Here is a 14,835-nt window from a genome sequence, read left to right as displayed (position 1 = left end):
CTCCTAGAAGAGAAAACTTATCCAATCTTAGCGATCAAATCAGCAGCTCTGTTAGAGTATCCAGCTTCGTTATCGTACCAAGACGCAACTTTCACCATTTTACCGTTAGCAGAAGTGATGCCTGCATCGAAGATAGAAGAGTGTGGGTCACCTACGATATCAGAAGATACGATAGGGTCTTCAGTGTACTTCAAGATGCCTTTCATTGGGCCTTCAGCAGCAGCTTTCATCGCAGCGTTGACTTCTTCTACAGTGACTTCTCTAGATAGCGTAGCGACTAGGTCAGTGATAGATCCTGTAGGGGTAGGTACTCTCATTGAGTTACCGTCCAATTTACCGTTCAATTCTGGTAGAACCAACCCTACAGCTTTAGCAGCTCCAGTAGAAGTAGGTACCATGTTGATCGCAGCAGCTCTTGATCTTCTCAAATCATTGTGAGGACCATCTTGCAAGTTTTGATCTGCAGTATAAGCGTGGATTGTTGTGATAAACCCTTGCTCTAGACCGAAGTTGTCATGCAATACTTTAGCAATAGGAGCAAGACAGTTAGTCGTACATGATGCATTTGACATGATGGTTTCTTCACCAGTCAAGATGTCGTCATTCACACCCAAAACTACAGTTGGGATGTTACCTTTTGCTGGAGCAGAGATAACTACTTTCTTAGCACCGGCAGTCAAGTGTTGGCTTGCACCCGCTTCGTCCACGAATCTACCAGTTGACTCCAATACTACGTCGATTCCTAGGGCTTTCCATGGTAGGTCAGCAGGAACTCTCTCAGCAGTGATGCCGATTTTCTTTCCGTTGACAATGATCCCATCTGCAGCAGCTTCAACAGTCCCGTCGAATTTACCTTGAGTAGAATCATACTTCAACAAGTGAGCAAGCGTCTTAGTATCTGTAAGGTCGTTGATAGCAACTACCTCTACATTTTCTTTTTTCAATAATGCTCTGAATGCGAGTCTTCCGATTCGCCCAAATCCGTTGATGGCAACTTTAATCATTGATTAATTATTTAGTGTTTGAAAATTTTTGACAAATCTAATATAGTGAACCGCTAAATCAAACATTTCTGTCTAAAGCCTATGTTATAGTTTTGTGATTCTAATCAATAAACAGTATGATCTATTAAATAGTTCAAAACAAAAGGGGTGATTTATTGAATTGGTTCAAAAAAATGAGGCTGATAATCATGTGAGTTGAACTTATGATGATTATTGACCCTTTGTTGGGTTTTTGTTTTGTCACTCGTAGAGAGTAAACGAAAAGTATCTTTGGTGTTAGGTTTCGTTTTGCTTCCGTGACTAAATTAGAGGAGAAAAGTAGATGATGTTAAGGAATTAGAAGAATAGATCCTATGAGAAAATTACTGTTAATGTTGATGTTTGTCGCCAGTGTTAGTTGGCCGGTATTAGCGCAAAGTACGACCGTTGGTTCATGGAAGACGATAGATGATGACACAGGAAAACCTAAATCTGTAGTAGAAATCTACGAACGAGGAGGGAAATATTATGGTAAGGTCACCAAGTTGTTTCGGTCACCCGGCGAGGAGCAAAACCCAATGTGCAAGTCTTGTGATCCAAAAGATAAACGCTACCAGCAACCTGTTATAGGAATGGAGATTATCGAAGGGTTGGAAAAAGATGGAGATGAATATGAGGATGGAACGATCCTCGATCCCGAAAATGGAAAAGTGTATGACTGCAAACTCTGGGTGGAAGACGGAAACCTTCAGGTTCGTGGATATATTTCTTTTCTGTTTAGGACACAAACTTGGCTCCCCTATAAATAGATGATAGATATTTCGTTAGGGCAGCACTATGAGGAGATGTGGCGTCTGGGCTGGCAAGGGCTACAGTATAGTGATTATTTTATAGATTCGTATTTGACCTCATTGGAGGATGATATGCGATTTGGCTTGACACTGAGGATTAGACCTGACGCGGAGGTCTTGAGTCGTCTAGCAGCTTTTCAAGACGAATTAATCGAAGTAGCTCCTGAACAATATCACTATCCGAGCAGTGCCATCCATGTGACAGGCTTGTCTGTTATTTCCTGTTCTACAGAGGTTAGGTTGGGTGATTTGGAAGACCCTTCTCCATATATCACTTTGATCCAACAAGCTTTGAAAGGAGTTAAAAATACAAGTATCCTTTTTCAAGGGCTCACATTGTCGCCTGTTGGTTTATTGATACAGGGATTCCCAAACGATAGTGTTTTAGAGCAGTTACGTTCACAGCTGAGGGAGGCTTTTCGTGCTAGTGTTATTAAGCACAGCATGGATGCTCGGTACACACTGAAAACTGCCCACACGACCATTATGAGATATCAGCAGGCTTTGGCTGACCCGAAACAGTATGAAGCATTTGTTTTGGAGCATAAAGAAAGAGTTTTTGGGGCATCCCCTGTGACAGTGCTAGAGCTCGTGATCAACGACTGGTATCATACACCAGGTCGAACGAAGGTGGTGCATGCTTTTGAACTATAGTGCGTGGAGTATATGCGAAATGTAGCCAGTTGCACGTTAGGTAATTGTATTGCTAGAGAATTTCAATTAAATTAGAATTTCCACCATATCTCAACCTAGAGGGGTTACATTAATTAAGTTTGTAGTATCTAATCAAAAGCAGAAGCTTTTTATCCGATGAAGGATCACGAAATATTAGAACGGGTGAGTAGAGGGGACGAGGCTGCTTTGGACTATCTCTACAAGAAGTACTATAAGATGATGACGCGCATTGTCTTAAATAATAGCGGTACGGAAGATGAAGCCAAAGACGTGTTTCAAGATGCTTTATTGGTGTTTTGGCAGAAAGCGATTTCTGGCAATCTTGTTTTGACTTCCAAAATCAGCACGTTCATTTATAGTATTTGTCTGAACCTTTGGAGAAAAGAACTGGATAGAAAAAGCAGGCATTCTGGAGAGATGATCGAGGAAGCTACCTACCAAGATATAGAGCGGCAGGAGAAAATCAAGATTGTCAATGATTGTATCAATCAACTTGGAGATGCCTGTAGGAAAATATTAACATACCACTACTTTGACGGACTATCGATGCAAGATATCGCTGAGAAGCTCAATTTTGCGAATACCGATACGGCCAAAACGAAAAAATATAAGTGCAAGAAAAAGCTTGATTTGATGATTAAAAGAAATTATACGTCAAGTGATTTTTTAGATTAGTATGTCGATTAGAAGCAACTATAACGAACAAATAGAGGCCTATTTCAATGGGGAAATGCAAGGTGCAGACCGACTCGTCTTTGAGGGACGTGTAGAGTCAGACCCTATGCTCAAAGAAGAGTTCGTTAGACAACAGGAAATAGTCGAGAGCCTTCGCGCACACCGTGTGGCAGAGCTCAAGACTCGTTTGAATAATATTTCGGTAGAGACTACATTGATAGGGACGCTGATGCAGAGTGCGGCGTTCAAGCCCGTAGTATATGCTGTGACAGGCTTGGCAGTTTCTGTAGGCGCATACCTTTATCTTGATACGGATGCAGCTATAGAATATCACCTCCAAGGTCTGGAATCAAAAAATCAATATGCATTGGAGACGGGACTCACTGTCCATACTGCACCGAGTCTCAACTACCGATACATGCATTCGGAAAACATACTACCTGTAGCAGAAGAACGTGAAATAGCCAAAGAGGAATTGTCTAAAGGGGATGTCCCAGTGGTTACACAGGAGATTCGATTCGAAGTACCGGAGGTGGATGCTGGATATCAACAAGATGAGTTCGAGGCAGGGCCAGTGGTGGCATTGGAGTCGGCTAAACGTATCGAAGAAGTGCCATCTGTGTCAAAAATCGATAGAGTCAATATACAGACGATCAATTCTAGACGTTATGATTTTCACTACCGTATGGAGGAAAATAGACTTTATCTCTATGGTAAATTCAATGAGTCTCCCTATGAAATTATAGAAATTAATACACCGGGAGCGAAGAAGCTTTTCTTCTACTATGATGGTGATTTCTTTACACTCAATAAAGAGGCAACTGAAATAACCCCTCTTTCCAAGATTGAAAACCGCAAGCTAATCAATGAGCTTGACGTGATCAAAAGCAGTAACCTATAGTCATTTGCATCCCCTTTTATCGAAAAGTCTAAGAATTGAAAGTAATTTCATGGTTTGAAACTATTTTTGATTTTTCACTATGGCAAAGGACAAGAAATATCGCAAAAAGAAGCTCGGAAGTTATCCGTTTGCTAGTGTCGTGTTTAGTGTCACCTTGGCATTATTTGTTATGGGCTTGTTTGGACTTCTAATCCTTACGACCAATAATTTGACACGCCTGATTCAAGAGAATGTTGAGATACAAGTTTTCCTTCACAAAGGGCTCAGTCAAAATGAAGTAGTGAAGATTACTAAGATTTTATCGAGTAAAGACTATGTCCTCAAATCTGGAGGACAAGCTCAAATTCAGCACATCACTAAAGAAGAAGCCGCCGAGACCTTTATGGAGGAAACAGGAGAGGATTTTGTCAACTTCCTAGGCGATAATCCACTGCGGGATGTGATCAAAATCAAGGTTTCGCCCGAGTATCAGGCGTCACAAAATCTAGCAGAGATCAAAAAGGAAATTGGTTTTATCTCGGGAGTTTTCGAGGTGACTTACATAGAGAACCTAGTACAAAGTATCAATAAAAATGTCCGAAAGATCAGCTATGTGCTGGTAGGATTTACTGTCATATTATTGATCGTGGTGGTGGTTCTAATCAACAATACAATCAAACTGGCGCTGTTCTCTCAGCGTTTTCTGATCCGTAGTATGCAACTGGTGGGTGCGACCTCATCTTTCATCCGAAAGCCATTTTTGTCTAGAGCTTCTTGGTTTGGGTTGCTGTCAGGGATGTTGGCATGTGCACTCATCTGGGGTGTCTTGCAACTTGCAGAACGCGAGATAGAGGGGTTGATTGATTTGGTGAGAATGGATGAGCTTTTGGTGTTGACAGCAGCAATGCTATTGGTTGGGCTACTTGTGGGATTTATCAGTACATTTGCAGCCATTAAAAAATACATGAAAATGTCGCTTGACGAACTTTATTGATATGAGTAATAACAAATTAGCGTTTTCGAAAATCAACTATATAATCATGATTGCGGGGGTCTGTGTGCTGGTACTCGGATTCTTTATCATGACGCTAGATACTGAACCTTACGGGTTTGGGTTCAAAGGACTGACTCTTGGCCCTATCGTAGTAGTGCTAGGTTTTGTTATTGAGTTTGTCGCTATTTTATACAAATCCAAGGAGAATAAATGAGTGTAATCGAAGCGTTGATCCTTGGGATTATTCAAGGGCTGACAGAGTTTTTACCCGTTAGTAGTAGTGGCCACTTGGAGTTAGGAAGCTACTTTTTAGGCGTCCAGTCCGAGGATAATCTGCTTTTTTCGATTTTAGTACATGGGGCTACAGCACTGAGTACCATAGTCGTATTCCGAAAAGATATTTTAGAAATTATTCAAGGTTTGTTTAAGTTCCAATGGAACGATGAGACCTCTTTTGCAGCGAAGATTCTACTGTCGATGATTCCAGTAGGGTTAGTAGGAGTATTATTCGAAGATCAAATTGAGGCATTGTTTGGAGGTAAAATATTGTTAGTTGGCGCGATGTTACTGGTGACTGCTGCATTGTTAGCTTTTACCTACTTCAGTCAAAAGCACGAAGGCTCAGTTACATTCAAGAGCGCACTCATCATAGGGTTAGCGCAAGCCATTGCTATTCTGCCAGGTGTCTCCAGATCAGGATCGACTATATCAACAGCACTACTTCTAGGAGTCAACAAGGAGAAAGCAGCGCGCTTTTCATTCTTGATGGTGTTGCCACCCATTATAGGTGCGATGCTACTCAAAACTAAAGACCTCATCGAAGCTCCTGAGTTGGCGACAGGTCTACCTGTGACCAGCTTGGTCGTAGGGTTTATAGCTGCCTTTGTGGCGGGACTCTTGGCATGTAACTGGATGATTTCGATTGTCAAAAAAGGCAAGCTGATCTATTTCGCAGTTTACTGTGGGGTAGTAGGGTTGGGAGCTGTCATAGGAGGGTTATTGATTTGAAAGAGATAAAGCTGTCGGAATTGGATTTTCAGAAAGGCGAGGTTTTTTTACTTGACAAGCCTTATGAGTGGACCTCTTTTGATGTAGTCAAAAAGGTTCGTAATAGATTAAGAATAAAAAAGGTAGGTCATGCTGGTACTTTAGACCCACTAGCCACAGGTTTGCTGATCGTATGTGCGGGCAAAGCCACTAAGAAAATTAATGAATTTCAGGATTTAGGAAAAAGCTATACCGGAGCTTTGGTGCTCGGTAAAACAACTCCGTCCATTGATCTGGAGACTGAGTTCGATTCTGAATCGGATTACAGCCATATCACTACATCCGAGATACAGGCTGCTGCGGATGAGCTCACTGGAGATATTATGCAGGTGCCGCCAATTTATAGTGCGATTAAGATAGACGGAGAACGAGCCTACAAAATTGCTAGAAGAAAAGAAGAGGCTAAGCTAGATCCGCGCCCTGTCAGTGTTACGAAGTTTATAATTGATGCATCTAACCTCCCTGAGGTTAAATTCGAAATAGACTGTTCTAAAGGAACCTACATCAGGAGTTTGGTACGAGATCTAGGCGAGGCTTTAGGATGTGGCGCCTATATGTCCGAACTGCGTCGTACTGCGATCGGTGATCATCGTGTCGAGGACGCATATAATCTGGAGGAATTTATAGCAAGTCTCGAAAGAGATTAAATTTGCGTCGTAAATCTTAGAACCCCAAGCTTGATGATCGTACTGGACGGAATTGATCAGATTCATAATATACCTCATGCCATTGTTACTAGTGGTACTTTCGATGGTGTACACATAGGTCATCAGAAAATCCTCAAAAAGATAGTCAAAGCAGCACAGAAAGCAGGAGGGAAAAGTGTCGTGCTGACCTTTTGGCCTCATCCGCGATTTGTGCTTTTTCCTGATGATACTTCTCTCAAACTACTCACGACCTTTGAAGAAAAGGCTGCTATACTGGAGGAAGTCGGTATCGATTATCTAGTAAAGATTGCATTTACCCCCGCTTTTTCACAGCTGAGTTCTCAGGAGTTTATCCAAGACGTACTAGTTGACCGTATAGGTACTCGAAAGTTGATCATTGGTTATGATCACAAGTTTGGAAAGAACAGAGAAGGTAGTTTTGAGTACCTCAAAGAGCATAGCCAGCTATTTAATTTTGATGTGGAAGAGATCCCACGCCAAGATATAGATGATGTAGGGGTCAGCTCTACCAAAATCAGAAAAGCCCTTCTCGAAGGAAATGTACACCTCGCACACGAATATATGGGTAGACCCTATGAGATCACTGGTACGGTAGTGTCTGGAAAAAAAATAGGGAGTGAAATCGGTTTTCCTACAGCGAATATTCGATTAGGTGCACATTATAAAGTAATACCCAAAGATGGCGTGTATGCAATCAAAGTCCGACTAGACGGACAGGAAAAGGACGCAATGCTTAATATTGGATTTAGACCCACTGTAGAAGGTGTACACCGTGTGATCGAAGCACATATTTTTGATTTCCAGCAGGATATATATGATCAAGAGATCACAGTCTCCTTTATTCAGTATATGCGAGGAGAACAAAAATTCGACTCATTGACTAGGCTACAAGAGCAGTTGAAGATAGATAAAAAGGAAAGTTTAGCAGTTTTAAGATAAAAATAGGATGAGAAAATCTAAGATAAGTGTAGACGTAACACTCGACGAAAATAGCGTGCCAGAAGAAATAACTTGGTCAGCTGAGGACAATGCCAATGGTGCACTCCAAAATGCCAAAGCCGTATCTCTCTCTTTTTGGGATCATGATAAAAAGGATACCCTGAATCTGGATCTCTGGACTAAGGACATGAATGTCGATGCGATGAAGATGTTTTATGTCAATATGCTAGGAAGTGCCTCCAGCACGCTACTCAATGCTACTGGTGATGAATTCATGTCGACCGAAATTGCCAATCTCTGCGAAAAATTGGTAGAGTACCTGAATCAAAAGTAGTATGCACGCCTACTTTTTTCATTTTATTCCTTTAAATTAAGCAGTAGTGGATCTGTCAAAAGAGATTTTTTCACTATTATTAGAGGCTGGTTGTGTATTTCCAATTGTATAGAGACCAGATTTAGCAACATTTAAGACACATGATATGATAAGACTAATTACTAAGCAATTTGCGCTTGCATTTGCCTGTGCCGTATTGGTTGGCTTTGCCGCAGTGGCACAAACTGACGTTTCGGGTAGCGTCAAGGATGCGGGCTCAGGAGAACCCTTACTCGGCGTGAGTATTCGCGTGAAAGATAAAGTGGTTGGGACCATTTCTGATACGGATGGTGATTTTAGACTGCAGGTCAATTCTGCCCCCCCGATTACTCTAGTATTTTCGATGGTGGGGTATTCCGCCGTGGAACAAGAAATCACAACAGCCAATGTCCAAGGTTTGGAGGTCGCACTTACTGAAACAGCCATCATGGGACAAGAAGTGGTGGTTTCAGCTTCTAGAGTTGAAGAGTCTGTGATGCAATCGCCAGTTTCGATTGAAAAAATGGATGTGCTGGCTATTAAAGAAACAGCTGCTACTAATTTCTACGATGCATTGGTTAATTTCAAAGGAGTAGATATGAGTGCACAAAGTATCACGTTTAAATCAATCAATACGAGGGGCTTTGGAGCGAATGGTAACAACCGATTTGTGCAACTTATTGACGGGATAGATAATGTCGCTCCTGGTCTTAATTTTGCCGTTGGGAACATTGTTGGTATCAACGATCTCGATTTGGAAAGTGCTGAAATGATCCCTGGTGCTGCTTCTGCGCTATACGGTCCCAACGCTCTTAATGGAGTCTTGTTGATGAATAGCAAGAGTCCATTTGAATACCAAGGTTTAAGTGCATATACCAAGCTGGGAGTCAATCACGTGGATGGTGAAGACGATGATCCTTCTCTTTATCAAGATTATGGCATTCGTTATGCTAAAGCATTTAATAATAAATTTGCTGTCAAAGTAACAGCATCCTATCTGAAAGCCAATGATTTTCGTGGTGTGGATTACAGAGACCAAAGTACTACAACCAATGGTCAGGGGTCTGGATATGTTGTAGAGAGTGAGGGTCGAAACAGACAGAATAACAGAAACTATGATGGTGTCAACACTTATGGCGATTTTGGGTTTAACCTTGGTTTGATCCCGAGATTGGATCCTGCATATGAAGCGGTAGCAGGTCAGTTGCCTACTGGTCCTGATGGAGCATTCTCACCTACAGGTTTCACAGAGTCTTCTTTCGTAGACAATACCACTGAGAGTTTTAAGATAGGAGGAGCCTTGCATTACAGGATTACTGACAACTTGGAGGTGTCTGGACAATTTAACTATGGGTCTGGTAGTACTGTCTATACAGCGAACGATAGGTTTGTTTTAGATGGATTCTCAATATGGACGGCTAAATTGGAGTTAAGAAATGAGAATTTTTATGTGAGAGCTTATACCACACAAGAAAACTCAGGTGATACCTATGCTGCTAATACTGTAGCTTCTCTGATCAATCAGAACAAGTATGTGCCAGATTACACTTTAGGGTTCTTGGGAGCGAGAGGGCAAGGTGCTACTATCGATCAAGCGCATGCCGCAGCTAGAGGTTATGCGGATGGTTTGCAAGCGGCCTATGCTCCAGGGACTGAACAGTGGCAGGTAGGAATGGATTCGTTAAGACAGATTTCTATTTTTGATGGAGGGGCTAAGTTTAAGGATGCCTCTAGTATGAACCACTTCGAAGGAAGCTATAACTTTAGTCACTTAGTGGATGCGGTTGAGATCATAGCAGGAGCTAACTATCGTAGGTATAATTTAAATTCTGACGGTACTTTATTTGCGTTGGATGATGATGGAAATGAGCAGTCTTATGGAGAGTATGGTGCTTATGTACAGTTGTCTAAATCTTTTGTTGATGATAGATTAAAAGTTCAAGCATCAGGTCGGTATGATAAAAATGAAAACTTCGATGGACAGTTTTCTCCAAGAGTCTCTGTGGTAGGAACAATTGCTGAAAACCATAATTTACGTGGATCGTTTCAACGTGGATTTAGAATTCCGACGACTCAAGATCAATTTATTGACTTAGATGTTCAAACAAGAAGGTTGATTGGCAGTAATAGCCTGTTGGTTGATAGATATCGATTCAAAACTAATACAGTTTATACTACACAAAGTTTGGCTGACGCTCGTGCTGGACTGAGAACGGACTTAGAAAGAGCCAGTCAGGTGGACGATGATTTCACTACAGAAAAGATTAGTACTTTCGAAGTAGGTTATCGTGGATTGTTTTTACAAGATAAATTGATGGTTGATGGGTATTATTACCATAGTAGTTATCAGGATTTTATCGCTGAGATTTACTTTGTACAAGCAGTACCTAATGGTCTTCAAAATGATCCTGGTTATGATCCCAACACTCAAGCTGCTCAAGACAATATCATACAAGGAACTGTTCCTACACAAGAGTATGGTTTTGATGTGAATGCAGAAGGGTCTATCAAGACACATGGATGGGGGCTGCAAGCAGATTATTTTATGGGTAAAGGGTATAAACTATCCGGTAATGTGGCGTTTAATGAATTGCTTGATGATCAAGCATTGAGAGATCAAGGGTTTAGGTCACAATACAATACCCCTGAGTACACTTACAATATTGGGTTGAGTAATAGAGAAGTGATCGATAACGTTGGCTTCAATGTAAAGTGGAGATGGCAAGATGCCTTTCTTTGGTCTTCTTCCTTTGGTAATGCTGTAGTACCTGCTTTTGGTACCTTAGATGCACAGGTTAGTTATAAACTTTCTAGTTTGAAATCGGTGGTCAAATTAGGTGGTAGCAATGTACTGAACAAGAGATACACGACAGGGATAGGTAACCCTCGAATGGGGGCGATCTACTACGTTTCTATCACATTTGATCAATTCTTGAATTAAAATCAATAGAAAGATGAAAAGCATAAAATTATACATGTCACTTTTAGCATTCACCTTCATTGCTTTTGGTTGTGATGAGGAAGATAAGTTAATAGAAGAAAGAGTAGAAAACACTCAGGACGGTGCGGAAGTGCCTGAAACAGGAGATCCAGGACTGGTCGATTATAGTACTTATGTCTCCATTGGCGCTTCGATTACAGGGGGCACGATGGATGCTGCACTGTATACGCACTCACAAAACAATTCATTCCCTGTGTTGCTTGCGAAACAACTAGCTCATGAAGATATCGGAGGGGGAGAGTTTAATGTGCCGTCTATTGAATCTGTTAATGGGTATTCGAGTGCAACGAGCGACGGGACGATTTATGGGAAGTATATTTTAGATTTGGATCTAAACAATGACGGAGCACTGGGTGATGCAGGCTTAGTCTTGTCTGAAGGGGAAGTCCCTACGCCATTTACTGGAGATAAAGCCGTTTTAAATAATTTTGGTGTTCCAGGTATACAGACTTCACAAATCTTAACTCCATTAACCGGAGGTCCAGCATCTGGAAACCCTGCTTATAACGCACTTTATGCAAGGTTTGCTTCTGATCCTGGTAGTTCTACTATACTCGGAGACGCGATAGCAAGACAGCCAACATTTTTCACGCTTTGGGCAGGGGGCAATGATGTTTTGGGTTATGCTGCTAGTGGAGGTACGAATGAAGCCATACTGACTGATCCTACCGAAGTAGATGGGTATATCAATGCAATCGTGGGCCAGTTGATGGCAAATACTAGCGCAAAGGGAGTGATTGTCAATGTGCCAAATATACTAGCGTTACCACATTTTCAGGCAGTGCCATTCAATGCCATACCTATGTCTAGTCAAGAAAGTGTAGATCAAGCGAATGGTGCGTTTGCTGGATATAATGGAGGTGTTCAAGCAGCATTAGCCAATGGAATCATTGATTCTGATGAGGCTGCTTTAAGAACCATCTCTTACGCGTTAGGAGGAAATGGAATTGTGATTGTTGACCCAAACCTTACGGATGTTGAGACAAATTCTGGTGGAGCGATACCAATCCCTAAGTATAGACAGTTACAGGATGGTGAAATCGTCCTTTTGGCGGCTAGCAATATCTTAGGGACATTGGCTGATCCTGATAATCCCGCTTCTGTTATTGGTGTAGGGGTGCCATTGGATGATAAATATTCTCTCAGAGTGGATGAGCTGACCAAGATAGCTACGAACCTCACGGCTATTAATACATCTATTGCTACGGTGGCAGCTACCGAGGATAGAATAGTACTGTTCGATGCTTATACGCTTTTGCTGGGGATAGCAGTTGGAGGGGGCTACTCTTCTCCAGAAACGGGAGGTTTTAATCTTTCGCCTGACTTTACTCCCAATGGAATATTTTCTAATGATGGGATTCATCCGAACCCTCGCGGACATGCGATATTGGCAAATGAGTTGATTGATGTACTGGAGGAGGAATTTCAGTCAGAAATCCCAAAACTAAATGTGATGGATTATAATAGCTCGCCGTTTCAGCAGTAGGATACGGTAAACGATTTTTGAAAACCCCGATAGAGTTAATTTCTGTCGGGGTTTTTTGTTACTGACGGGATACCTAGCTTTGGTGCACATGAAAGAGGCAAAGGAACTTACGGAGATATTGAGAGTAGTAGCTGGGCAGGCTGCTTTAGCTACTAAGGAGTTTATTGGGAGCGGAGAGAAAGAAGCAGGAGATCAGGCGGCAGTGGATGCGATGCGGCGGGCTTTTGATGGTGCTAGACTGGATGCGATTGTTCGTGTCGGGGAGGGAGAGAAGGATGAGGCACCGATGCTCTATGTCGGAGAGACCTTAGGTACAGGTAAGGGAGTAGCTGTAGATATAGCAGTTGATCCTGTCGAAGGGACTCGCTTGATGGCGGAGGGATTACCCAATGCTATCACCGTGATCGCGGCTACTCAACGGGGACGTTTTTGGGATTCTGGTTCAGCCTATTACATGGACAAACTAGTCGTGGGAGCGGAGGCCAAAGGAGCCATCGATATCAATCGCACACCTATGGAAAATATAAAAGCTATCGCGAAAGCACTCGATAAGCCTGTCACCGAAGTAGGTGTTTACATCCTAGACAAACCACGACACCATGCGCTGATAGAGGAGCTGAAAGCTGCAGGAGTCCTTGTTTATATCCATAAAGAAGGAGATGTCATCGGATCAGTATTGGCGCTAATGCCAGATACGGGAATAGATGTTTTGATGGGAATAGGTGGCGCGCCAGAGGCGGTGATTACTGCTGCGGCAGTTCGCGCGCTTGGCGGTGATATGCAGGGCAAGCTAGCACCTCAAAAAGCTGAAGAGGAACTTAGTTTAGAGCGTGAGGGAATAGACCTGAGTCGTGTCTATCAGGTGGATGATTTGGTGTTATGTGATTGGGCGATTTTTGCTGCGGCAGGTGTTACTTCGGGACCTCTGTTAGCAGGCGTTCAAACTAGCGAGGTAGGTGACTTGACTACCGAATGCATCACGATCGGGCCTGATTTAGGACAAGTCACACGTAGTACGTACAATAATCAGGTTTAGAAGCACCCTAATTTTTCCAAAGTTTTCATTCCATTCACTTCTAGAGGTTAGGGCTTTTGAAGAATTAAAAGATAGAGCTTTGGAAAAGTTAACACTGCAAAACTGCGATTGCTCTATTTTTTGACTCGCTTGGGAGCTTCTGACAGTTCTCCTTTTTCTGATAAGGCTACTGCAATAAATCGGAGGCTAGGGATTTCTTCGAAGACTATGATCATCATGACCGTGATTGGCACACTGAGTATCATTCCCATGATGCCCCATATTCCACCCCATATCGTCAGTGATAGTACGACGACAAGTGAACTCATGTTGAGGGAAGTGCCCATGAGCTTGGGTTCTACGACATTACCGATGATGATCTGTACTGCTCCTACGGATAGCATGATGTACACAAAAGGGGCTAGTTCAGCCATTTGTAGTACTGCGAATATGGCAGGAAAGACAGTGGCTATCAGTGAACCTACAGTAGGAATAAAGTTGAGCACGAAGATGAGTAAGGCCCAAAATAATGCAGCTTCTACACCAAAGATCAGCAATACAATATAGCTCAGTGCTCCTGTTAGGAAACTTACAATCGTTTTGAGGCGAAGGTATCGGCCTATGTTTTGATCCATCTTGTAGAATAGATCTTGTTTTTTTTCTTGTTCTTCTTCGTCAGGGTAAAAGGCTTTGAGTTTGAGTGGGAAGATAGACTCCTCGATAAGTAAGAAAATAACGTATATGACAATGAGAAAGCCATTTCCGAATAGTGCGGTAGTCGTATTGAGCATGGATGCTGCGAACTCGTCCACATCAAAATCGTGCGTGTACTTGTTGACCTTGGAGGCTATGTCTATGTTGAAAATTTCATTGAGTTGAAGGAGTACTGCTTGAAAATTTTGCTCGTAGAGATCGATATTTTCGTACAAGATTGTGGAGTTAATATATACTAGTTCGCCTACCCCGATTATGACAAGGTTGATGATCACAAAAGCGATCAGACTCTGTAGCCAAATAGGAACATTCTTCCGTACCCAAGGGATCCATTGGAGGTTTTCTCTCAGCTCGTGGATGATAAACCAGATAATTAGTGCGATGATAAAAGGGACTACATATTCCTCAGTGTACACTAAGATGACGATGACCGCTATGAGTGACAGGAGTATGTAAGTGAATTTGGTTATGCTTTGCGTAGAAGTATCTGAAATCTGACTCATCGATGTTTAGTAATAGGTATTGGCAATTAGGCGATGAAGATAATCATTGTAT

The 14,835-nt window shown here is 42.1% G+C and carries 15 protein-coding genes; 13 read left to right on the top strand and 2 right to left on the bottom strand.

The window, feature by feature from the left end; genetic code table 11:
- Window positions 1-17 precede the first annotated feature (17 nt).
- Complete coding sequence (gene gap, locus BUB99_RS06840) at window positions 18-1,004, bottom strand: type I glyceraldehyde-3-phosphate dehydrogenase (protein ID WP_073120852.1); 987 nt, start codon at window positions 1,002-1,004, stop codon at window positions 18-20.
- 353 nt (window positions 1,005-1,357) lie between these two features.
- Between gap and BUB99_RS06835 the strand changes: the two genes are divergently transcribed.
- From BUB99_RS06835 to glpX, 13 genes are all read left to right on the top strand, one after another.
- Window positions 1,358-1,792 (top strand): DUF2147 domain-containing protein, encoded by a 435-nt coding sequence (locus tag BUB99_RS06835; protein ID WP_073120850.1) that lies wholly within the window; start codon window positions 1,358-1,360, stop codon window positions 1,790-1,792.
- The gene (locus BUB99_RS06830) at window positions 1,793-2,488 is read left to right on the top strand and encodes a hypothetical protein (RefSeq protein WP_084190414.1); all 696 of its coding nucleotides are present in this window, start codon (window positions 1,793-1,795) and stop codon (window positions 2,486-2,488) included.
- Between the two features lie 156 nt (window positions 2,489-2,644).
- Entirely contained in the window at window positions 2,645-3,184 is a 540-nt protein-coding gene (locus BUB99_RS06825) for an RNA polymerase sigma factor (protein ID WP_073120848.1), read from the top strand.
- A 1-nt stretch (window position 3,185) separates the two neighbouring features.
- Complete coding sequence (locus tag BUB99_RS06820) at window positions 3,186-4,085, top strand: anti-sigma factor (protein WP_073120846.1); 900 nt, start codon at window positions 3,186-3,188, stop codon at window positions 4,083-4,085.
- 79 nt (window positions 4,086-4,164) lie between these two features.
- Window positions 4,165-5,058 (top strand): cell division protein FtsX, encoded by an 894-nt coding sequence (locus BUB99_RS06815; RefSeq protein WP_073120844.1) that lies wholly within the window; start codon window positions 4,165-4,167, stop codon window positions 5,056-5,058.
- A gap of 1 nt (window position 5,059) precedes the next feature.
- Window positions 5,060-5,272: a DUF3098 domain-containing protein gene (locus BUB99_RS06810; protein WP_073120842.1), complete on the top strand. Its 213-nt coding sequence runs from the start codon at window positions 5,060-5,062 to the stop codon at window positions 5,270-5,272.
- Entirely contained in the window at window positions 5,269-6,066 is a 798-nt protein-coding gene (locus tag BUB99_RS06805; protein WP_073120840.1) for an undecaprenyl-diphosphate phosphatase, read from the top strand. Before BUB99_RS06810 ends, BUB99_RS06805 begins: the two co-directional genes overlap by 4 nt.
- Window positions 6,063-6,752 carry a tRNA pseudouridine(55) synthase TruB gene (truB, locus tag BUB99_RS06800; protein WP_407691729.1) on the top strand — a complete coding sequence of 230 codons (690 nt, stop codon included), beginning with the start codon at window positions 6,063-6,065 and terminating at the stop codon, window positions 6,750-6,752. The genes BUB99_RS06805 and truB overlap by 4 nt, the downstream gene beginning before the upstream one ends.
- Before the next feature lie 33 nt (window positions 6,753-6,785).
- On the top strand, window positions 6,786-7,712 hold the full coding sequence (locus BUB99_RS06795) for a bifunctional riboflavin kinase/FAD synthetase (RefSeq protein WP_073120838.1): 927 nt from the start codon (window positions 6,786-6,788) through the stop codon (window positions 7,710-7,712).
- A gap of 7 nt (window positions 7,713-7,719) precedes the next feature.
- Entirely contained in the window at window positions 7,720-8,046 is a 327-nt protein-coding gene (gldC, locus tag BUB99_RS06790) for a gliding motility protein GldC (RefSeq protein WP_073120836.1), read from the top strand.
- 145 nt (window positions 8,047-8,191) lie between these two features.
- Window positions 8,192-11,005: a TonB-dependent receptor gene (locus BUB99_RS06785; RefSeq protein WP_073120835.1), complete on the top strand. Its 2,814-nt coding sequence runs from the start codon at window positions 8,192-8,194 to the stop codon at window positions 11,003-11,005.
- 13 nt (window positions 11,006-11,018) lie between these two features.
- Window positions 11,019-12,551 carry an SGNH/GDSL hydrolase family protein gene (locus BUB99_RS06780; protein WP_073120833.1) on the top strand — a complete coding sequence of 511 codons (1,533 nt, stop codon included), beginning with the start codon at window positions 11,019-11,021 and terminating at the stop codon, window positions 12,549-12,551.
- 88 nt (window positions 12,552-12,639) lie between these two features.
- A complete protein-coding gene (glpX, locus tag BUB99_RS06775; RefSeq protein ID WP_073120831.1) occupies window positions 12,640-13,587 on the top strand; it encodes a class II fructose-bisphosphatase in 948 nt (315 codons plus the stop codon).
- Window positions 13,588-13,700: 113 nt separating this feature from the next.
- On the opposite strand, the gene BUB99_RS06770 is transcribed toward glpX, so the two are convergent.
- On the bottom strand, window positions 13,701-14,783 hold the full coding sequence (locus BUB99_RS06770) for an AI-2E family transporter (protein WP_073120830.1): 1,083 nt from the start codon (window positions 14,781-14,783) through the stop codon (window positions 13,701-13,703).
- Window positions 14,784-14,835: the final 52 nt, after the last annotated feature.

Source organism: Reichenbachiella agariperforans (assembly GCF_900142205.1).
In the GTDB taxonomy this organism is placed as follows: Bacteria; Bacteroidota; Bacteroidia; order Cytophagales; family Cyclobacteriaceae; genus Reichenbachiella; species Reichenbachiella agariperforans.
The sequence above is the reverse complement of the archived record's forward strand: the minus strand, read 5'-3'. Positions and strand labels throughout refer to the sequence as shown.